Here is a 21854-nt window from a genome sequence, read left to right as displayed (position 1 = left end):
CAAAGGCAATATGATGAACGCTCCTTTTTTTATCAGCAAAATTTGTGCTCATTTCCCATTTCCGGCATGGCAGAAAGATGCCTCTTTACGCTATATATGGGCAAATGCCGGGTGGTCTGATTTTTCAAAAAACAAAACAGACTCTTGGCTTGGCGGTACAAATTTTGATTTTTTTGATAAAGAAATTGCACAAAAAATTGAAGAGGGTGATCGTTACTGTTTGCAAGCCGGAATTTCTGAAGAAGAAATATCCCTAACTAACAGCAAAGGTCAGGAAAGAATTTTAAAAATTCATCGTATGCACTATTACGATGAATCGAATAATATCAGCGGCATTTCGGCGCTGGCTATCGATATTACCTACAATAAAGTATTACTCCGGCAAATGGAAAACATTATGTCAGAGGTGGAAATACAAAGACATGCCCTGCATAAAAATGCCTTAATCACTATTACTAGGGCAGATGGCAGCTTTATTTACGCCAGCGAGCCTTTTTGCCTGCTTAGTGGCTATACGCAAGCAGAGTTATTAAAAACCAATCGCTTTGATATTGGTTTAATTTATAGCGCTGAATTTTTACAATCAATTCAGGAAATACAACCTTATGAAACACTCAGGTTTGAAACCTGTGCTAAATCGAAAAAGGGTGAAGAATACTGGCTGGAAACACTTTTAGTTCCCATGATTACAGAAACGGAAAAAAATTATTATGAAATAAGCTGCAATATCACGGCCAGCAAACTCCGTGAAAAATTGCTGGAGAACGAAGTAAAAGACAGAATTATTGAGGCAAATGCCAATACATTAGCTTTAGAAATAAGAAATGCTGAGCTCATCAAGCTTAATGAACAAATGCATGGCATGCAGCATAAATTACTTCAATCAGAAAAACTGGCTTCAATCGGCCAGCTGGCCGCCGGCATTGCGCATGAAATTAACAACCCTATCGGCTATGTTGGCTCAAACATTGGTGCACTGGATGGCTATTTAAAAGAAATATTCACAATGCAAAGTAGATATGAGTCATCTTTAGAAAAAAACAGTATTGAATACATCAAATTAATGGAGGAAAAAAAATCAATTGATTATGATTTCATAAAAGATGACATCAGTTCATTGATTATAGAATCAAGGGAAGGCATTAAAAGGGTGAAAGGCATTGTGCAGAATCTGAAAGAATTCTCCAGGATAGACAGTAATCAAATATGGGAAGAAGCTGACATTCATGCGGGCATAACCAGCACACTGAATATTGTACAAAACGAAATAAAATACAAATCAGAAGTCATTCTGGATTATGGTGAATTGCCATTGATTAAATGTGTTATTTCTCAGCTGAACCAGGTTTTTTTAAACATTCTGGTTAATGCCAGCCATGCTATTGAAAAACAGGGGAAAATTTTTATCAGTACACGTCAGCAAAATCAGCATATTTGTATTTCATTTAGAGACAATGGCAAGGGCATTGCGGCGGAGCATTTAAGCAAAATCTTCGACCCTTTTTTTACCACCAAACCCGTTGGCCATGGCACAGGCCTGGGGTTATCACTTTCCTACGGCATTATTCAGGAACATCACGGCCGGATTGATGTACACAGCAAACAAGGAGAAGGCACAACCTTTGATATTTGGCTGCCAATAAAGCAGGAATGATTTATAAATAATGTCACAGAGAATAGCATACCTGTTTGTATATCGGGTCAGCCCGAAAAAATGCCAGGTTTTAAATGCTGAACAGAATATTTTAATCTGATATTGCTTAAGATTTTATATTTACCCGAACTGAGAAAGGATTCAATCGTGCCAGAAGCGGATCTTATCGATTACACAGCACCAGCTCTATGTGAAGAGTTTACCGTGCTATGCGTCGATGATGAGGCCAATATTCTTGCTTCACTTCGCCGCTTATTGCGCAGATCCGGCTATCAAATTCTTACAGCTGAAAGTGGTGCAGCGGCGCTGGTTATTCTTGGCCAGGAAAAAATCGATCTGATTATCTCTGATATGCGTATGCCAGAAATGAATGGGGCCGAATTTCTCTCAATTGCGCTCAATTACTGGCCTGACATTCCGCGTATTTTACTTACTGGCTATGCAGATATTCATTCAACCATTGATGCCATCAATAAAGCCAGAATCAGCCGCTATATTTCCAAGCCATGGGATGATCAGGAGATGCTGAGTATTGTTGAAGAAGCACTCACCGTAAAACGGCTGGAAAGAGATAAAATTCAGCTTAACTCCCTAATAGGCCAGCAGAATCAAAAATTACAGGAATTAAATCAGTCACTGGAAGCTCAGGTTAAGGCCCGTACTTATGAATTAGAATCCGCCATGAGTGAATTGCATGCCATGCATGAGAAACTAAAAAAAGGCTTTGTAACATCAGTCAGAGTTTTTGCAAATTTAATAGAAATGCGGGCCAATAATTTATCTGGCCATGCCCGTGTTATTGCCGATTTAAGCCGAAAAGTAGCAAGGCAATTAAGCCTGACAGAAACAGAAGTACAAGACACATTTATTGCCGCCCTGCTGCACAGCATAGGCAAAATAGGTCTGCCAGACACATTGCTTGCAAAGCCCTTAGTTGAAATGACGCTGCAAGAGCGCAATATTTATGCAAATTACCCAAGTAAAGGCCATGCTGCGCTGATGGCGCTGGAACAGCTGCAAGGTGCATCTGCCATTATTCGCAGCCAGCATGAACGCTTTGATGGCCTGGGTTACCCTGATAAGTTGGCGGCAGCTGAAATCCCGATCGGCGCGCGAATTTTAGGCCTTTGCTGCGATTATGAATCGCTTCAGGCTGGGTTTCTTACTGGCAAAGCCATGCTGCAATCTGAGGCCATTAAAAACATCGAAAGCAGCAGCGGCAAACGTTACGACCCCAAGGTGGTTGAAGCATTTCTTGCCGTAATTGCAAGGCCGGAATACAGCCACGAGCAATTAATCCGCAGCAAAGAGCTTAAACCCCAAATGGTGCTGGCCCGTGATCTACTTGCCTCCGGCGTGATGCTGCTGGCAAAAGATCATGTTCTGGATGAGCGTCTGATCAAGCAAATTTGTGCATTTGAAAAAAGTGATCATTCCGCATTAGAAATCTACATTCAGGTGAAATAATGTCCCGGATACTGATAGTTGACGATGAAGCAAATATTCTTTCTGCTTTAAAACGCACGCTCAATGCCAAAGATGAATTTGATGGCACATCCCCAGGCTATGAAATTGATACCTATACCGATGCCAGAGCCGCCCTTGTTGCCAGCGAAGAAAAGTCTTTTGATTTAGTGATCTCTGATTACCGTATGCCCGAGCTGGATGGCGTGGCTTTTTTAACGGATTTTCGCTATCGCCAGCCCGATTGCATACGTATTATTTTATCGGGAATGACTGATCTAGCCGGTTTGGTCCTAGCCATTAATGAAGTGGAGATTTACCGCTTTATCAGTAAGCCATGGAATGATTTTGAATTACGCTCTGCCGTTGCTGGCGCGCTGCGTTTTCAAAAACTGGCTATTGAAAACCAGCAGCTGGCCGATGAGCTGCGAAAAATCCGTAGTGAATCTCATAAGCACAGCCTGACGCAAGTGAACTGGGGGCCGGATGGCTCTGTACTTTTAGATGGTGATGAAACAAGTTAAGCAAAAAACGCTTTGTCATTTATTACATTTTTTTCTTAAAAATCATATCGTTATATTCGTTTTCTGGATTAAAGCCGCCAAAATGCGTAGAATGCTGCAATTCATATACTTTTGCAGAGATCCGTCACCATGATGAAGCTGTATTCCGGTACATCCTGCCCGTTTAGCCATCGTTGCCGCATTGTCTTGTTTGAAAAGGGCATGGATTTCGAAATCATCGACGTCGATGTTCATAGCAAGCCTGAAGATTTGGCCGTGATGAATCCATACAATGAAGTGCCCGTATTGATTGAGCGCGATCTGACATTGTATGAATCCAACATCATTAACGAGTATATCGACGAGCGTTTCCCGCACCCGCAGCTGATGCCAGCGGATCCTGTGATGCGCGCCCGTGCCCGTCTGATGTTATTTAACTTTGAACGCGAGCTGTTTATCCACGTTAAAACACTGGAAACCAGCGGCACAACCAAGAAAGAAATGGAAAAGGCCCGCGCAACCATCCGTGATAACCTGACCCAAATCGCACCTTTGTTTGCCAAGCAAAAATTCATGTTGGGCGAAGAGTTCTCCATGCTGGATGTAGCCATTGCACCACTGATCTGGCGCTTTGAGCACTACGGTATCGAAGTAACCAAAGCACTTGCGCCAATTATGAAATACGGTGAGCGTCTGTTCAGCCGTCAAGCCTTTATTGATTCGCTGACAGCAAACGAAAAAGCGATGCGTAAGTAAATTGCAGGCATAGAGGGAATCGTGAGTGAGCACTTACTACATCCCGCTCACCATTCCCCACCCTCCAGTCACTAAGGACAAACTATGCAAACCGTCTCCACCAAGCCTTATTTAATTCGTGCACTGCATGAATGGTGCTCGGACCATGGCTACACGCCTTATCTGGTTGTGCGTGTGATGGGCAAGCTACAAGTGCCGATGGAGCACGTTAAAAACAACGAAATTGTGCTGGATATCAGCTATAACGCCACGCACAATCTCAGCATTGGTAACGACTACATCAGCTTTTCTGCGCGCTTTAGCGGTGTTTCCAGAGAAATCCTGATCCCGATTGGTTGTGTGGTTTCAATTTTCTCGCGTGAAAACGGAGAAGGTATGGGCTTTGAATACGAAGGCCCGAATGAAGCAACAGAAACAGCTGACGATGGCCCGGATGACACTCCGCCCCGCCCAACAGGCAAGCCACAGCTGCGAGTGGTTAAGTAAAAAAATCCCACCCCTGCGGTGGGATTTTTTATGCCTGCCAGCAGTAAACAACATACGCCCGCTATTCACCCAATAAGCCCCTATCTGCGGTGTATATCTGCCCGTTTCAAACTACACTCATTTTATCTTCTTATTGCATTTCATTAATCTTGATTCAGGCTGGCTGTTTGCTGACTATTAAGTCATATGGTCTTCTGCCCCCGCCGCCGCAAGGACACCTTATGTTTATTGCCGTCAGCCACTTTACCGTAGCCAATAACACGCACGATGCTGTTGCAGAAGCCTTTCTGCAGCGGCCCCATCTGGCAGATGACAGCGCAGGTTTTATAAGGATGGAGGTGTGGAATCCCGAATCTGACCCTAGGCAATTTATGCTGGTCACCTGGTGGAATAATGCCGAAAGCTTTCACAGCTGGCACCACAGCCACAACTACCGACAATCCCATCAGGGCATCCCCAAAAACCTGAAGCTGCTACCCAATACAACACGCATCGAGTACTTCAGCTTTCTCTGTGATTAAAGCGTGTGCATATGGAGAACCTTCATGCCGATTCTTAGTGAGATCCTCCTTGAGCACAGCCATGCAGCGGCAGACTATGCCACCACCAGAATTTATGCCTCCCACCCTGATCTGCAACATCGCTTTGGCGAGCAGGGCAAACGCAGCTGCAAGGCCGATATTGCACTCCATATCTCATTCTTAACCGGGGCTTTGAGCAGCGGCAACAGCAGGCCCTTTACTGAATACATCTGCTGGCTTGATAGCGTGCTGGCTGCGCGCAATGTGCCCGGCAGCTCGCTTGTAGAATCGCTGCACTGGCTTGCAGACTATTTTGAACATAAACTCACCCCTATTGAGCACGCCATTATTTCAGGCATTTTCAACGATGCCAGCAGCGCTCTTTCTGCCGCCAGAGTATCAGCGCAGATTCCCGCATTTATGCAGTGCCTGCCTGCGCCTCACCAATCTGCGGACTTACTTACACGCAAGCTGGCAGCAGGCAATATTCGTGAAGCCCATGAGCTGCTGCAGCAAGCCCACCGAGATGGAGCCGGGTATATATATATTGCGACCCATCTATTACAACCCGCTATGTATCAGATTGGCCAGTTGTGGCAACAAAACCAAATTAGTGTCGCCCAGGAACATCTGGCAACCACCATTGTGCAAAATGAGCTGGCATATCTGTATAGCCTTGCTGATTTCTCCCCTAGCAATGGAAAACGAGCGTTATTTGCTTGCGTAGAAGGCAATTTGCACTCGATTGGGATACGGATGGTGGCTGATTCATTCGAACTGGCAGGCTGGCAGGTACAACAGCTGGGGGCAAATCTGCCCATAAAGGCTTTGCTCTCACAGATTTCAACATGGCAGCCAGAGCTGGTTGGCTTATCGGTATCTCAAGCCCAGCATTTAGATACCCTAAGGCGGACGATTGCAGCTATTCACGGGGAGTTTGGTGAGCATCGCCCGCAGATTATGATAGGAGGACTTTGCACCAATGCACTAAGTGAAATGTGGCGCACGCTAAAGGCAGATAGTTGGTCTCCTTCAGCAGATCTTGCTCAGATAGAAACGATCTAATGCCCTTCTCTGCCTCGCTGCCCCCGCAAACGATGATTCCCCCCATGCTGAGAGCGCTGGTTTCAATCAGCTATGTCATCCTAAACAAGGAGGGCACTATCATCGACGCCAACGATGGCTTTTATCAGCTGCTCAAGCAAGACCCAGCCTCAAGCCCCCAAGATATCAGCCCTTTTATCATTAACCCTGATTTCAACACCCTTATCGCTCTGATTGGGAGCAATGAAGATGGCATTTTGCACCGGGGTATTCTTAACTATCTAGACAGCCAGGGTTCCGGGCATTCGCAAAAGGGCCTCGTGTATTGCCGCAACGGCAATATCGAGATAATCAGTGAATACGATATAAAAGAAAGCGAGCAGCTTATCCAAACCGTGCTCACCTTAAATCAAGAGCTGGCTGACAAACAACGCGAGCTGCTGCGCGCCAACCGAGCCCAAGACAGCCTGCTTAAAAAACTGGAAGAGACCCAAAGCCAGCTGCTGCAAAGAGAAAAAATGGCCTCAATCGGCCAATTAGCTGCGGGCGTTGCCCACGAAATCAACAATCCTATCGCCTTTGTCAGCGCCAATTTAGGCGTCATGAGCGGATATATCAACGATCTATTGAGCGTGCTCGACGCCTATACCGCCACCGAATCACTACTCCCCGCCGGTACCCTCGCAGCAATCCGGCAGCTTTATCAAAAAAAAGATATTCCCTATCTGCGGGAAGACAGCCAGCAGCTACTGAATGAATCTAGGGATGGGCTGCGGCGGGTACGGGATATTGTGCAAAATCTGAAAGAATTTTCTCAAATCGAACAAACAAGCTGGCAAATGGCGGATCTGCACAAAGGCCTAGAAAGCACGGTACAAATGATTCAAAGCAAGCTCCGCCCCGATACCATCATCCGGCGCGAATACGGCCATATCCCTCTGCTGCAATGCCATTTAGCAGAAATCAATCAAGTTTTTCTTAATCTGCTGACGAATGCCTCACAAGCCATTAGCGAAAAAGGATTGATCATCCTGCGCTCAGGCTGTAATCAGAGCTGGGTTTGGATAGAAATTGAGGACAACGGCTGCGGCATACTGCAAGAGCAGCAATCCAGAATTTTTGAGCCCTTTTTCACCACCAGACCCGTAGGCAGCGGCACAGGCCTTGGGCTTTCTCAGGCATGGAAAATCATCGCAGACCACGGTGGCCACATAGACTTAAACAGCAGCCCTGGCCAAGGCAGCCTGTTTCGTATTCGCTTGCCATTAGTCAGGGGCTGTTGATGTTTCATTCACAAGTGCACTCAGCCCATAAAGCCTGACTAAGCAATCGTATTAAATTCAAAATTGCGCTTACATACCCCACTTTATCAAGCCGATACTATTTCAATATACTTACAAACCACTGTGTTACAGTGAGGCACAAGATGCAAAGCCTGCCCAAAGCAGCTATTGCCCCGCCCATAAGCTATTGAAAAAGATCCTATGCGCCTACTTTTGCTACTTACCCTGATGATGAGCCCTCTTACCATAGCTGCCTATCAAACTCCGCCAGCCGAATTACAAGCCATCGTTGATGCCCCGCGTGGCCCCTTATTCCGCCTTGGCCCCAAGCACAGCACCGCCCTGCTGCTCAGCCTGCCAGGCTTGCCCGGCATCAGCGATGTAGCACAGCCCGAGTTAAAACTCGCGGGCCTGCGTATCAACCCAAAAATGAGCAGCCAAAGCCGCTTTGATTTTGCCAACGGTGCCAGCTTACTGGATATCAAAACCGGATTAAGCCGCAATATCAGCGGTCTGCCTAAGGAAGCGCGAATTGCCGATACCGCATGGTCGGCCAATGAGCGCTGGATTGCCTTTAGCCGCTGGGGCGATGCAGGGGTGGAGCTTTGGCTGATTGATGTGGCCCAAGCCAGCGCCCGGCCTTTGATTAAAGAGCCCATCAACGCCATTGCAGGAGCTGGCTTTAGCTGGCTGAGCGCCAGCGAGCAATTACTGGTGCAGCTTAAACCGGCTGGAAAAGCACCCACAGCAGCGCTCACCCCTAGCGGCCCCAATACCCAGGAAAGCCAGCCCGGCAGTAAAAGCGCAATCCGCACCTACGCCGATATGCTGAAAACACCAAGCGACGCCGATCTGCTCGACTGGCATCTACAAAGCCAGCTGGCCACTGTGAACCTGAAAGGCGAAATCAAAAAAATTGCCCAGCCACTCACCCTGCTGGCTGCCAGTGCATCACCTGATGGTGAACTGATTCTGACCACCTCGCTGCGCCGTCCCTATTCTTATTTGCTGCCGGTTTCATACTTCCCGCAAGCGATAGAGGTTTGGAATAAGCAAGGCAAACAGCTCAAAACAGTGGCTCTGCCACTGCAAGATCGTATCCCGCCGGGCAACGACGCCGTATCCAAAGAGCCACGTGATTTTGCATGGCGCAAAGATCTGCCCGCCACACTCACCTGGCTGGAAGCGCAAGATGGCGGCAATCCAGCAACAGAAGCCAAAACACGCGATGCACTGCTCCAGCAAAGCGCACCCTTCACGGCCCCGCCGCAAAAGCTGATAGAGCTAGCCTGGCGTGCCTCATCCCTGCAATGGGGAAGTGGCGATTTAGCCTTGGTCGAAGAATCATGGTGGAAAACACGCGATACCCGCACATGGCGCATTCACCCCGATCACCCCGAACAAGCGCCTGAGCTACTAGTCGCCCGCAAATCAGAAGACCGCTATGCCGATCCGGGTGAGCCAGTCATGGCAAAAAATGTCTACGCCCAAAACATCATTAAGAGTGACAGCAAGGCTATTTATCTGATTGGTGAAGGCGCAGGCCCTGAAGGCGACCGGCCCTTTTTAGACCGCTATGAATTAGCTAGCAAAAAATCGGTACGCCTCTGGCAATCACAAGCACCGTTTTATGAAATTCCCGTTGCGATGCTGGATGAGAATCGCTTCATCAGCAGCCGTGAAGCCACTACCGAAAGACCCAACTTCTACCTACGAGACTTGGCAGGCAGCAGCCGTGCGCTCACCCAATTCCCCCATCCCACACCACAACTTAAAGACGTGCAAAAGCAAAAAATCCAATACCCGCGTAAAGATGGCGTGATGCTGGATGCCACGCTTTATCTGCCCGCAGGCTACGAAGCAAAGCGCGATGGCCCGCTGCCCATGCTGATGTGGGCTTACCCGCGCGAATTTAAAAACGCCCAGCTTGCCAGCCAGGTGCGCGAATCACCTTACCGCTTTAACCGCATCAGCTACAACGGCCCGCAAGCCATGCTGGCCCGCGGCTACGCCGTACTCGACAACCCCGCCATGCCGATTGTGGGCGAAGGCAAAACCGAGCCTAACGATAACTATCTGCCGCAGCTCACCATGAATGCCGAAGCCGCTGTAGATGCCGTGGTGAAGCTGGGTGTAGCCGATCGCAATAAAATCGCCGTCGGCGGCCATAGCTACGGTGCATTTATGACGGCCAATCTGCTGGCACATACCCGCCTATTTAAAGCTGGCATCGCCAGATCCGGCGCTTATAACCGCACGCTGACTCCCTTTGGCTTTCAATCCGAAGACCGCAATTTTTGGGAAGCAAAACCTGTCTACCAAGCGATGGCCCCCTTCAACTTCGCAGATCAGATCAAAGACCCGCTGCTCTTAATTCATGGCGAAATGGATAACAATTCCGGCACCTTCCCCGTGCAAAGCGAGCGCATGTACCAGGCACTGCAAGGCTTGGGTGCCAGAGCACGCTTAGTCATGCTGCCCAATGAAAGCCACGGCTACCGCGCCCGCGAATCCATTATGCAAATGCTGTGGGAGCAGGATCAGTGGTTGGAAACCTATTTAAAAACCAAACCATAAAACAAAAAAACCCATCCTTGGATGGGTTTTTTGCTGAAAATTGAAGCGGCACTCCCCCAAAATTCTATTGGCATCAATCAATATATTTGTCATGCTTACATAGAGACAGAAAACAACAGCCGTTTAAAAAACTGACACAAAGCCCATGCTGTTTTACCTTGCCATGGGCCCATTCATAAACAGAAGAGCAAGATGATTAAAGTAAAACAAACGGTACAGTTTCGCAGAAGCCAGATTCAGTACCTTAAACCCGAAATTGGCCGTCTGCTGGACCGGCGCAAAGGTTATGTGCTGGATGTGTTTGTGCCCCTTGGCGGAACAAAAAGCCTAGTCAAAGTCCGCTGGATAGCCCGCCGCCCCACCGAAAACGATGTCACGATGGAACATCCGATAGAGGATTTAGAAGCCATCGCTTAAACCCCCTGCTGCCCTGTGGTGGCTTTTTTCGATGTCCATCAGGAAACACGCAAAATTTAAACCATCATTCTATGGCGTCTTAACTGATCATGACGATACTGACTACTGCACGCCTGCGCCTCGAAGCAATCAGCGACCACCATTTTGACGGGCTGTTCAAAATGAATAGTCAGCCTGAAGTCATGCAATACATCACCGGCAAACCAGAGACACCAGCAAAAACCCGGGCAATGATAGAGCGCGTCAAGGCCCGCTGGATAGAATACGGATTCTCCTGGTGGAGTTTCATCGAAACCGACAGCGATGAAATCATAGGTGCAGGCTGCATACAACACTTGGGGCGTGACCCGGCCAATCCTCTGGAAATAGGCTGGCGTCTGCGTAAAGACAAATGGGGGCTGGGTTATGCATCAGAAGCCGCACAAGCGATGGCCGCATTTGCTTTTGACAAACTGGAAGCAGACTCTTTATACGCCGTCTGCCATCAGGATAATCATGGATCGGCCCATGTTATGAAAAAACTAGGCATGCAATATCGCGGCATAGAGCGCTGGTATGAGATGGATACTGCGGTCTGGTCTATGGATAAAGCGGCTTGGGTAACTAAAGTGTAGTTCTGGCAGATGAACATTCAAACCGTGTGTTCACCCCGGACTTGCAAATCTATACCGAAAAAAAGCCCATCAACGTGATGGGCTTTTTTTCTTAACGCGGAAGCAATTAATCTCTTTGCATCACCGCCGCAAAGAAAGCATCGGCCTGATGCAGGTGCGGAGATAATTTGAAGTAAGGGCCGGTCAGCGGGATTTCTACTTGCTCAGCTTTCAGCAGCTCAGGCGCATCAAGCAGTTTGAAATCTGGATTAGCGGCAAGGAAGGCTTCAACAATGGCTTCGTTTTCGGAAGGTAAGAAGCTGCATGTGGCGTAAACCAGGCGGCCTGCGGATTTTACCAAGCGTGAAGCAGAGGCCAGAATACTGGCTTGCATGGTGTTCAATTCGGCCACACTTTGCGGGTTCTGGCGGAATTTCAGATCCGGGTTACGGCGTACTGTGCCCATGCCGGAGCAGGGAGCATCAACCAGTACCGCGTCGATTTTGCCAACCAGACGCTTCACTTTCTGATCGTTTTCGCTGGAAATCAGCTGGGCATTCACGTTAGAAAGGCCGGAGCGGGCCAGACGAGGCTTGAAGTTATTCAGGCGTTTTTCTGACACATCAAAGGCATACAAACGGCCACTGGAATTCATCATTGCACCCAGCAGCAGGGTTTTACCCCCCGCACCCGCGCAGAAATCCACCACCATCTGGCCGCGTTTTGCGCCGGTAAGCAGGCCCAGAAGCTGGCTACCTTCGTCTTGTACTTCTACACGGCCTTCGGTAAAGGCGCGGTATTTATTAATGGCGGGCTTGCCTGTCACGCGCAGGCCCCAAGGAGAGTAAGGCGTTGGGATGGTGTCGATTCCGCCCACGTCTTTTAGCTCAGCAGCGACCTGCTCGCGCTTGGCTTTTAAGCTGTTTACACGCAGATCAAGCGCAGCAGCGCCTTGCAGGCCAGCGCCCAGCGCAAGGATATCAGCGTCTATCATGCCGCCAGCGATCAGGTCATTCACGACCCATTCTGGCAGATCGGCACGTACATACACCGGGGCCTCGGCGAGTTTTTTGCTTTTACAGAGGGCAAAATTGTCTTTTTCTGTGTCCGGGAACCAATCGCCACATTCACGCAGATTACGGCGCTCTACCACGACCAGATAAGCAGTAAGCAGGCTGCGCGCATTGGCTGGGCCACCTAAAACCCATTCTAGGCGAATTTTATTGCGCAAAATGCCATACACGCATTCAGCAATCATATGGCGATCCTGCCCGCCCAGATTGGGATTGCTGCGAAAAAAACGCGACATGGTGGCATCAGATGGGGCGGCAAACACCAGCATTTCGGACAGAACAGAAATAGCGGCGTGGTAACGGGTATTATTTAAAGCAATCATGTCTTTTATCTTCGCATCATGCGGTTGGAGTTGGAGTTATGGCTATTGCTTGGAGGCTCCAGCACCATTTCCCCATTAATTTTTATATCATTCGCCCAGATATCGAAGCTGCCTTCGCTACCCAGTGATAAGGTCATTCGTACTGGCATATTGTGCCACTGTGGTGCCAGCCAAAAATCAAAAGTACGGTCTTCAAAACGGCCCCGCAACAAAATGGCTTCGATTTGCCTGTCACCTAATCGCAGGCTAGCTTGGCCGCTGATTTCAAACGGTACGTCTTTATAAATCTTACGGCCGCTGGCTACGGTAAAAGTAAAATCTTTCATCCGTGAGCCCTGCAGGGCAAGTTGAAACGCAGCAGAGAAAATATCCTGATCACCCGCTTTTAAAGCTTCAACCTTGCTGCTGCCACCATCTTTAATGGTGACTTGCATATCATCCCAATTAAAGAGGGCCTCATTAATCAGCTTTTCGTCACGATAATCTGCAAAGCGATGCGGAATCACCCCTTTTTGCCCTACTTCACCATCACTGACAAAGCTGCGTGATTTACTAAATAAAGCACCCCGCAGCTTCAGCGAATAATGGCCATTGACCGCCTTCCAGCTCATACGGATCGGAAATATTCCATAAGCATAGGTAATTTCTACCGCTGCGGGATAAGTTTGCTCCGCCACTAAAGGGCTTTCTTTGAGCGGAGGCAATTCTTCTTCAACAACCGCCGAGGCAATCACCACCACAGGTTTAACACTGCTTGCGGCCGAGGCCTGCGGCACTTCTTTTGCAACGGCGCTGGCTGCCACCGCCACACTGCTTGCAATCCGCTCTGCAGCAGGGGGGCTGCTTGCAGCAATCCTGGCGGGGGATTTTTTCGCCGCCAGCACCATAGGTTTCTCTGCGGTTTTTTTATGCAGCACAGGCCCATGGTGTAAATAGACGACTTGATGATCCGCGGGTTTCACCCCTTTCAAGCCAGCAGGACGGGCATCGTCTGCCTGGGCGATATCGCTCAACTTTTGCGTGACTTTTTTTAGCTCACTCTCGGTGTAAGGTTGCTGCGTCAGCCAGGCATAAATTTGCTCATTAAATATTGAGCCCAGATGCAATAGCAGGGACAGCAGTGCAGCGATCCCCAGCAGCAAGCCCGGCCAGCGCAACATTAAAGCACCGGTGGCGCGATCAAAACGGCCGCAGGTGCGGGGCTATCCACATGCACCCTGCCATTGATCAGCTTCAGGCGGTCTTCTACAAACCAGCGTACTGCCTGCGGGTAAATCAAATGCTCTTGCTCAAGCATTCTTGAGGATAAACTGGCTACCGTATCGTCATCCAGCACGGCCAGCGCGGCCTGCAAAATAATAGGGCCATGATCCAGCTCAGCTGTCACAAAATGTACGGTGCAACCTGCAATTTTTACGCCATCAGCCAGAGCACGTTCGTGTGTATGCAGGCCAGTGTAAGCAGGCAAGAGGGACGGATGAATATTGATCAGGCGGCCAGCATAGTGATTGACAAAGCTAGCTGTCAGGATTCGCATAAAGCCCGCCAGCACGATTAAATCAGGTGCATAGCCATCAATCAGCGTAGTCAGGGCGGCATCAAAGGCCTCACGGCCGGCATAAAGTTTGTGATCAAGCACGGCGGTGGCAATGCCACGCTCTGCAGCCCAGGCAAGGCCTGCGGCATCGGGGCGATTTGCAATCACGGCGCAGATATTTGCACCCGCAATTTGTGCATCCACAATGGCCTGCATATTGCTGCCACGGCCAGAAATCAAAATAACGATATTTTTCATAAGTCTCAAAAGAGAAAGGGCGAGGTAAGTGCCCCTCGCCCAGTATCTGCTCAGGCGGGCACGCGTGCCCGCCCTGCAACCATTACATGACTTGAGTCTGGTGCTCATCACCCACACGGGCACGGATCGCGCCTAGGGTGTAAACGGTTTCACCTTCTGCCTGCAGCAGGGCAATCGCTGCATCGGCTTGGTCTGCCGCCACAATCACCACCATACCCACGCCACAGTTAAAGGTGCGGTACATTTCCTGCGCGTCCACATTGCCTTCTTTTTGCAGCCACTGGAATAACTTAGGCATGGTCCAAGATTTTGCATCGATGGCCGCAACGACGTTAGCGGGCAATACACGCGGTACGTTTTCGCTGATGCCGCCGCCGGTAATATGTGCCATACCCTTGACCGGCAAAGCGTGCATAAGTTTCAACAGTGGCTTCACGTAGATGCGTGTTGCTGCCATCACTACATCAGCAAGGCTCTTGCCACCGTCAAATTCTGCAGCATAATCGGCTTCAGCGCGGTGCATGATTTTGCGAATTAAGCTGTAGCCATTGGAATGCGCGCCATTAGAAGCTAGGCCCAGCACCACATCACCCGGCGCAATATCGTCGCCAGTAATGATTTTGCTTTTTTCGACCACGCCAACTGCAAAGCCAGCCAGATCGTATTCACCCACTGGGTACATACCTGGCATTTCTGCAGTTTCGCCACCGATCAGTGCGCAACCAGCCTGCTCGCAACCATTGGCAATGCCGCGGATGACTTCAGTTGCATTGGGCACATCGAGCTTGCCACAAGCGAAGTAATCGAGGAAGAATAATGGCTCGGCACCTTGCACCAAGATATCATTCACACTCATCGCAACCAGATCAATCCCCACGGTATCGTGACGATTCAGCTCAAAAGCGAGCTTCAGTTTAGTGCCCACACCATCGGTGCCGGACACTAAAACAGGCTCTTGGTATTTTTTACTGATTTCGACTAAACCGCCGAAACCGCCAATACCACTCAGCACCTCCGGGCGCATGGTACGCTTAGCGTAGGGCTTAATATTTTCAACCAACTGATCGCCGGCATCGATATCGACACCCGCATCGCGGTAGCTCAAGCTTTGATTGGTCATGCAAGGCCTCGTGAAACTGGCAGCGCCACTAGGGGCTTCTGCGCTAGAATGGCGAACATTCGTTATATTAGTGCAGGTGAATGGCCCTTTTAGGAACAGCACCTGCCGCAAAGCCAGACATTTTATCGCATCTTGTGAAAAAACACCCGCACGCTTGTCATCGACCTCTTGGAGCCCCTCCCGCATGAAGCAACTCGTGCTGGATCTGCAACTGCCAGCCCTGCCCTCTTTTGAGGATTTTATCCGTGGCGAAAACGCCGAGCTGCTTTATCAGCTTGGTTGTTGGAGCCTTGGTGAGGGAGACGTGCGCTTTCTCTATTTTTGGGGAGAACGCGGCAGTGGCAAGAGCCACTTACTCGCCGCCGCGCGCGCCATGCTGCCCGCCGGCACTCAAATATTTTTTACCGATGCCGCCCACGATGCCCTGCCCGCTTCTTTACCCAAAGAAGCCGCGCTCATTGTAGACAACGTTGATGCACTTAGCCGTGATGAACAAATCCGCCTGTTTGATCACTTTAATACGCTCAAAGATGGCGGAGGCCTGCTGCTGGCTGCAGGCCCTAAGCCACCGATGCTGCTGCTGCTCAGGCCCGATTTAACGACTCGTCTAGGCTGGGGCTTGGTGTATCAGCTCAAACCGCTATCAGACACAGACAAAGCCGCCGCCCTAAAACGCCGCGCTTATGCACTGGGTTTTGAGCTGGGGGATGATTTAGCCGATTACCTGCTGCGCCATGCATCGCGCGATTTGCCGACCTTGTATCAGCATCTGGATGCGGCCAATGATTTATCTTTGACTGAAAAAAGACCGGTAACGGTTTCTTTGCTGAGGGAAGTGTTGCGCGGGGATTGGACGGAGTAAACCCGAGTTTGGTGGCAAGCTCGGGCGAACTGACGCGTTAATTGCTCATTATGGCAGCAAGCGCAAACCCACACTCGCCTTACCCTGAAGCCCCCAACAATCCGTTGCTGCCGTATAAGCCAAACCACTTCTAACGGTAGTTCTTGCTGCTGCAGCAAGATTCCCGTTTGCTCCATCATCAATCAATCTATCCAATGCACATACGTAACGAGCATCAGCAACAGTCGCCAAAGGGGGGTTAAGTCCACCTGCCGTAAAAGTAAGGTAATTTGTTCCAGCAGGAGGAAATGTCGCCAGTGTTGAAGAGGATATGCTCCATGGAACACCAAAAGGAGTTGACAGGTCAGAAGCACTTAACATTCCAGCATTTTGCAACTGAATGAGCGCCGAATTGACTTCATTTGCCGTATCTAAAACCCCATTTTTAGCACCTACACAAGGCGTAAAAGCTCCCAAAGCTACTACGCCACATCCATCCCCCGGATAAGCGCCATAACGCTCAAAATAAATATTAAACGCCGCCTGCACCTTATTGTATTGTGCTGCGAGGCTCTTCACCTTTGCCCCGTCAATCAAATCCTTGCCCTTAAAAGCCATCCCAAGGATCAGACCAATAATCACCAGCACAATGGCCAGCTCCACCAGAGTAAAACCACCTTGTTTAGACTGACACCCCGCCTGATTCACACTCATTGCCCAGCTCCTTCGTCGATTTAGCCTCTCAGAGAATAGGGCCTGAACATCAGCAAAAACATGTTATTACAAGGCCTTACAAGGTTTATAGACTAAATCTGGTCTTTGGGTGCATGGCGATTCAGGAGAGAAGCTATGGCCTGCCTTAATGGCCCCTCTTCTAGGGTGTCTGCCAGCTGCGAGAAAGCAACACAAGCCCCCTCTTTCAGATGTAAGTCTTTGCTTCGCATGGCATTTGTGCTTTGCAAGCCGACTTGCACCTTGGGCTGAACTACGGTAGCTTTCCATCCGCCGGCTTGCAGTGCAGCAAGAATCTGAGGCGCGTTCAGGCGTACTCTGGATGCCGCAGCACTGCCACTTACACCAATTAATAAAGTATCGCCGGACCAGGCCACTCCAAGACAATGCACTGCCATCGCTGGCGGCAATACAGAACGCACCAGCGTTAATACTCTCGCCAGATCATCAACCTGATGCATCAGACTGGCGAGCTGTCTGTCGTGCCCGACTTGCTGCAAAGTGGTTTTTTTCATGGCTGATGGCCTGTTAGGATAATGAAATGAATGTCATTGTGATGTCTGATCGCCTGGGCAAAACACTTACCCTAGATACACGACAAGTGATCGTTCTGGGTCTGATTGCGGCCCTGCTGATTGCTTCCGTCAGTGTTGCTGTTACAAGCAGCTTTAAGCAATCCCCTGCGCTGTGGCGGCTGATACCCCATAATAATGCCCGCCAGACCGAAATTGATGCGCTTGCCATCCGGGTGGGAGAGCTGCAGGCTAAATTATTACGCCTTGATGGTCTGGCCAGCCAAGTTGGGAATAAAACCGGGATTGATATTAAGCCCTTTTTATCCAGCCAGCCCGTGCCTCAGGGCGGTTTGCAACACAAGGGCACTGCAATGAGCACCGAAACGCTGGCCAATGAAATTGACGCGGCCAGCCAAAATCTGAACGCTAGGCTGGATCAGCTATCCTTAGCAGAAAGCGTGTTACTGCGGCCTAAGGCGTGGCAACTGCCTTCCAAAGCCCCTCTCAATGCAGGCTTACAATCGTCAAGCTTTGGTAAGCGGATTGATCCATTTAATGGCAATCAGGTATTTCATGAAGGCATCGATTTTGTAGGCGATAGTGGCACACCCATTATGGCGGCAGCCAGTGGCAAAGTCAGCTTTGCGGCCTTCCACCCCCAATATGGTAATATGGTTGACTTAGATCACGGCAATGGCATCACAAGCCGCTATGCTCACGCATCTAAGCTTGCCGTGAAAGTGGGGGATCAGATAAATGCGGGCCAGGTAATAGCCTTACTTGGATCCACAGGCCGCTCGACAGGCCCACACTTGCACTTTGAAATAAGATATAAAGGGATAGCACAAAATCCCTTACGATTTATTGGCCCTGCCACGAATGAAATTAATATTGCTGCGACAAAATCCGGCGATTGATCTTGAATTTTGATTGAAACGGTAGCATATACGGCGGATGAGGATGCTTATCCGCCGTTGTCACAATAACCGGGCCTAGCCCATTGCTGGTAGCTTTAGATGATTGCAAATTTGCTCAAAAAAGTTTTCGGAAGTCGTAATGACCGCCTGCTCAAACAATACGGCACCATCGTAAAGCAGATCAACGCCCTTGAAGCGGGCATTGCCGCTCTTTCCGACGATGACTTGCGCGCTAAAACGGCAGAGTTCCGCAGCCGCGTTGCCAAGGGTGAAACACTTGATCAAATTCTGCCAGAGGCCTTTGCTGTTTGCCGCGAAGGCTCTAAGCGCAGCTTAGGCATGCGTCACTTTGACGTGCAGCTAATGGGTGGCTTAGCGCTGCACCAGGGCAAGATCTCTGAAATGCGCACGGGTGAAGGTAAAACACTGGTTGCCACGCTGCCTGCTTACCTGAATGCACTCTCCGGCAATGGCGTACACGTCATTACTGTAAATGATTACTTGGCCAGCCGCGATGCGGGCATTATGAGCAAGCTCTATAATTTCTTAGGGCTGACTTGTGGTGTGAATCTGGGCCAGATGCAACACGACGAAAAACAAGCGGCTTACGCCTGCGATATTACTTACGGCACCAATAACGAATTCGGTTTTGACTATCTGCGCGACAATATGGTGTTCACTGTGGGTGAGCGCGTGCAGGGCAAGCTGAACTACGCCATTGTCGACGAAGTGGATTCGATTCTGATCGATGAAGCCCGCACACCGTTGATTATCTCTGGCCCGGCCGAAGACAGCATTGAGCTTTACCAGCTGGTAGACGATATTCCCGGCCAGCTGACCCGCCAAAGCGAAGAAGAATCTGAAGGCGATTTCTGGGTGGATGAAAAAGCCCACTCAGTGCTGCTTTCAGAAGCAGGGCACGAAAAAGTAGAAGCCATCCTCACCAAGAAGGGCTTGTTAAAAGAAGGCGACAGCCTGTACTCCGCTGGCAATATCAGCCTGGTGCACCATCTGTATGCTGCGATGCGCGCCCATGCCTTGTTCCAGCGTGATCAGCATTATGTAGTGACCGACGAGGGCGAGATTGTCATCGTTGATGAATTTACTGGCCGTCTGATGTCCGGCCGTCGCTGGTCTGAAGGCCTGCACCAAGCTGTTGAAGCCAAGGAAGGCGTAGAAATCAATCAAGAGAACCAGACTCTTGCCACGATTACACTGCAAAATTACTTCCGCATGTATACCAAGCTCTCCGGCATGACCGGTACAGCCGATACTGAAGCTTACGAATTCCAGCAAATTTACGGTCTGGAAACCGTGATTGTGCCAACCAACCGCGATATGGTGCGGGACGACAGGCAGGATCAGGTTTACAAAACCGACCGCGAAAAATACAACGCCATCATCACCGATATCAAAGGCTGCCAAGAACGCAAACAGCCGGTGCTGGTAGGTACCACCTCGATTGAGCAATCTGAATTGCTCTCCGAAATGCTGACAAAAGACGGCTTTAAGCACAATGTGCTGAATGCCAAACAGCACGCTCGCGAAGCCGATATCGTCGCCCAAGCTGGTGCGCCTGGCGTGATTACTATTGCCACCAATATGGCCGGTCGCGGTACGGATATCGTGCTTGGCGGTAATATTGAGCGCGAAATCAAGGCCATTGAAGCAGATACAGAATTAAGCGAGGCCGATAAAGCCGCCAAAATCACGGCAATGAAAGCAGACTGGAAAATCGTCCACGAAGCCGTTGTTGCAGCGGGTGGCTTGCATATTATCGGTACCGAGCGCCACGAATCACGCCGTATCGACAACCAGCTGCGCGGCCGCTCTGGCCGTCAGGGTGACCCGGGCTCCAGCCGTTTTTATCTATCGCTGGAAGACTCTCTACTGCGTATTTTTGCCGGTGATCGCGTAGCGATGGTGATGGATCGCTTAAAAATGCCTGAAGGCGAGCCGATTGAAGCCGGTATGGTTTCCCGCGCGATTGAATCTGCCCAGCGTAAAGTGGAAGGCCGCAACTTCGATATTCGTAAACAATTGCTGGAATACGATGATGTATCCAACGAGCAGCGTAAAGCGATTTACGGCCAACGCAATGAAATCTTAGAAAGCGAAGAAGTAAGCGAAACCATCGGTGCAATGCGCGACAGCATGGTCTCTGATCTCTTTGACACCTATATCCCTGCCGACTCAATGGAAGAGCAATGGGATGTTGTGGGTTTAGAGCGTGCATTGGGCGAATTTAATATTGATCTTGCCATTGCAGACTGGATCAAAAACGACACCACGCTGACCATTGAAGCCATGAAAGAGCGTGTACAGGTTGCTGCCGCTGAAAGCTACAATAAAAAGGTTGAAACTGCGGGCGAGCAAACTTTCCGTCAGTTTGAGCGCTCGGTTCTCCTGCAACACGTCGATCAAAGCTGGCGCGAGCATTTGTCATCGCTTGATCATTTACGCCAAGGTATTCATTTACGCGGCTATGCACAAAAGAATCCTAAGCAAGAATACAAGCGTGAAGCGTTTGAGCTGTTCTCTCAGCTCTTAGAAAACATTAAACGCGAAGTGATTCAGATTGTGATGACCGTGCAAGTACGCTCACAAGAAGATGTGGATGCTGTTCGCCCACAAGAGTTGCCCGCTTCAGCCTTGCAATTTAATCATCAGGAATTAGAAGCTTTACTGGCAAGCGGTGATGAAGAGCAAATCAAAGCGGCACTGATGCAAGCCATGGAGGGCGGTGCGAAAGTGCAGTTCTCCGGCGTAGGCCGCAATGACGCCTGCCCTTGCGGCTCAGGCAAGAAATATAAGCACTGCCACGGGCAAATTGCTTAATACCCTGCAGCCACAAAAAACCCCGAAGCGTGCTTCGGGGTTTTTTATTTGTAAGCCCTTATAACAAAACTCACGCTTGAAACACCGAGGATGCGCAATTTCACGGAGAAAAGCAGAGTTCAAAGCCATTTGCTTTGATTGTTTGCATTTTCAATACTCAGGTGCATACAAATTTTATCGCGGCTCATAGACGGGGCTAAATATCTCCTTGAAACACACAAGCTCCGAGCAAGCGGGGATCTCACTTGGGAGCGAGGCAGCGAGCCAATCCCGCCCGCCGCCGACTCGATTAGACCGCAGCAGGGGCCTTCGTGTTTTGCTGTTGTCTTTGCTTCTTTTATTGGCGAAGCAAGGGCTACCGTTCCAAAATCAACGTGCCGATGGCACTATCTTTTTGACTTT

20 protein-coding genes are annotated in these 21854 nt (G+C 49.6%); 14 read left to right on the top strand and 6 right to left on the bottom strand.

The features are described from left to right. Positions 1 to 10 precede the first annotated feature (10 nt). From DYD62_RS17640 to DYD62_RS17590, 11 genes are all read left to right on the top strand, one after another. Positions 11 to 1654, top strand: coding sequence for a PAS domain-containing sensor histidine kinase (locus DYD62_RS17640; RefSeq protein ID WP_115228711.1), 1644 nt, complete (start codon positions 11 to 13; stop codon positions 1652 to 1654). Between the two features lie 147 nt (positions 1655 to 1801). Then, positions 1802 to 3121 (top strand): response regulator c-di-GMP phosphodiesterase, NosR family, encoded by a 1320-nt coding sequence (nosR, locus tag DYD62_RS17635; protein WP_207916626.1) that lies wholly within the window; start codon positions 1802 to 1804, stop codon positions 3119 to 3121. Then, complete coding sequence (locus tag DYD62_RS17630) at positions 3121 to 3642, top strand: response regulator (protein WP_115228710.1); 522 nt, start codon at positions 3121 to 3123, stop codon at positions 3640 to 3642. The genes nosR and DYD62_RS17630 overlap by 1 nt, the downstream gene beginning before the upstream one ends. A gap of 129 nt (positions 3643 to 3771) precedes the next feature. Continuing rightward, positions 3772 to 4377, top strand: a complete 606-nt coding sequence (locus tag DYD62_RS17625) for a glutathione S-transferase N-terminal domain-containing protein (RefSeq protein ID WP_046351697.1) — start codon at positions 3772 to 3774, stop codon at positions 4375 to 4377. 84 nt (positions 4378 to 4461) lie between these two features. Beyond that, positions 4462 to 4863: a ClpXP protease specificity-enhancing factor gene (locus DYD62_RS17620; RefSeq protein WP_115228709.1), complete on the top strand. Its 402-nt coding sequence runs from the start codon at positions 4462 to 4464 to the stop codon at positions 4861 to 4863. A gap of 221 nt (positions 4864 to 5084) precedes the next feature. Next, positions 5085 to 5384: an antibiotic biosynthesis monooxygenase family protein gene (locus DYD62_RS17615; RefSeq protein WP_115228708.1), complete on the top strand. Its 300-nt coding sequence runs from the start codon at positions 5085 to 5087 to the stop codon at positions 5382 to 5384. A gap of 24 nt (positions 5385 to 5408) precedes the next feature. After that, positions 5409 to 6449 (top strand): cobalamin B12-binding domain-containing protein, encoded by a 1041-nt coding sequence (locus DYD62_RS17610; protein WP_115228707.1) that lies wholly within the window; start codon positions 5409 to 5411, stop codon positions 6447 to 6449. Further along, on the top strand, positions 6449 to 7711 hold the full coding sequence (locus DYD62_RS17605; protein ID WP_115228706.1) for an ATP-binding protein: 1263 nt from the start codon (positions 6449 to 6451) through the stop codon (positions 7709 to 7711). The genes DYD62_RS17610 and DYD62_RS17605 overlap by 1 nt, the downstream gene beginning before the upstream one ends. Positions 7712 to 7912: 201 nt before the next feature. Then, the gene (locus DYD62_RS17600) at positions 7913 to 10288 is read left to right on the top strand and encodes an alpha/beta hydrolase family protein (protein ID WP_115228705.1); all 2376 of its coding nucleotides are present in this window, start codon (positions 7913 to 7915) and stop codon (positions 10286 to 10288) included. A gap of 192 nt (positions 10289 to 10480) precedes the next feature. After that, a complete protein-coding gene (locus tag DYD62_RS17595) occupies positions 10481 to 10705 on the top strand; it encodes a hypothetical protein (protein ID WP_115228704.1) in 225 nt (74 codons plus the stop codon). 89 nt (positions 10706 to 10794) lie between these two features. After that, positions 10795 to 11319, top strand: coding sequence for a GNAT family N-acetyltransferase (locus tag DYD62_RS17590; protein WP_115228703.1), 525 nt, complete (start codon positions 10795 to 10797; stop codon positions 11317 to 11319). A 106-nt stretch (positions 11320 to 11425) separates the two neighbouring features. Here the strand turns inward: DYD62_RS17590 and DYD62_RS17585 are convergent, their stop codons facing one another. The 4 genes from DYD62_RS17585 to purM form a co-directional block, all read right to left on the bottom strand. Continuing rightward, a complete protein-coding gene (locus tag DYD62_RS17585) occupies positions 11426 to 12694 on the bottom strand; it encodes an RsmB/NOP family class I SAM-dependent RNA methyltransferase (protein ID WP_115228702.1) in 1269 nt (422 codons plus the stop codon). Between the two features lie 5 nt (positions 12695 to 12699). Further along, positions 12700 to 13854: a DUF3108 domain-containing protein gene (locus DYD62_RS17580; protein ID WP_115228701.1), complete on the bottom strand. Its 1155-nt coding sequence runs from the start codon at positions 13852 to 13854 to the stop codon at positions 12700 to 12702. Continuing rightward, entirely contained in the window at positions 13854 to 14489 is a 636-nt protein-coding gene (gene purN, locus DYD62_RS17575; protein ID WP_115228700.1) for a phosphoribosylglycinamide formyltransferase, read from the bottom strand. The genes DYD62_RS17580 and purN overlap by 1 nt, the downstream gene beginning before the upstream one ends. Positions 14490 to 14571: 82 nt before the next feature. Continuing rightward, the gene (gene purM, locus DYD62_RS17570) at positions 14572 to 15609 is read right to left on the bottom strand and encodes a phosphoribosylformylglycinamidine cyclo-ligase (protein ID WP_115228699.1); all 1038 of its coding nucleotides are present in this window, start codon (positions 15607 to 15609) and stop codon (positions 14572 to 14574) included. Positions 15610 to 15793: 184 nt separating this feature from the next. On the opposite strand from purM, the gene hda reads away from it, so the two are divergent. Beyond that, positions 15794 to 16471: a DnaA regulatory inactivator Hda gene (gene hda, locus DYD62_RS17565; protein ID WP_115228929.1), complete on the top strand. Its 678-nt coding sequence runs from the start codon at positions 15794 to 15796 to the stop codon at positions 16469 to 16471. 48 nt (positions 16472 to 16519) lie between these two features. Here hda and DYD62_RS17560 read toward each other — a convergent pair whose 3' ends face one another. Beyond that, the gene (locus tag DYD62_RS17560; protein ID WP_115228698.1) at positions 16520 to 17164 is read right to left on the bottom strand and encodes a type II secretion system protein; all 645 of its coding nucleotides are present in this window, start codon (positions 17162 to 17164) and stop codon (positions 16520 to 16522) included. A 92-nt stretch (positions 17165 to 17256) separates the two neighbouring features. Beyond that, positions 17257 to 17697, bottom strand: a complete 441-nt coding sequence (locus DYD62_RS17555; RefSeq protein WP_115228697.1) for a DciA family protein — start codon at positions 17695 to 17697, stop codon at positions 17257 to 17259. A 26-nt stretch (positions 17698 to 17723) separates the two neighbouring features. Here DYD62_RS17555 and DYD62_RS17550 point away from each other — a divergent pair, with 26 nt between their 5' ends. Both DYD62_RS17550 and secA read left to right on the top strand, forming a co-directional pair. Then, positions 17724 to 18614 carry a M23 family metallopeptidase gene (locus tag DYD62_RS17550; RefSeq protein ID WP_115228696.1) on the top strand — a complete coding sequence of 297 codons (891 nt, stop codon included), beginning with the start codon at positions 17724 to 17726 and terminating at the stop codon, positions 18612 to 18614. 99 nt (positions 18615 to 18713) lie between these two features. Continuing rightward, positions 18714 to 21452, top strand: coding sequence for a preprotein translocase subunit SecA (secA, locus tag DYD62_RS17545; protein WP_115228695.1), 2739 nt, complete (start codon positions 18714 to 18716; stop codon positions 21450 to 21452). The last annotated feature ends 402 nt before the right edge of the window (positions 21453 to 21854 follow it).

Source organism: Iodobacter fluviatilis (genome assembly GCF_900451195.1).
GTDB classification, from domain to species: Bacteria; Pseudomonadota; Gammaproteobacteria; order Burkholderiales; family Chitinibacteraceae; genus Iodobacter; species Iodobacter fluviatilis.
The sequence above is the reverse complement of the archived record's forward strand: the minus strand, read 5'-3'. Positions and strand labels throughout refer to the sequence as shown.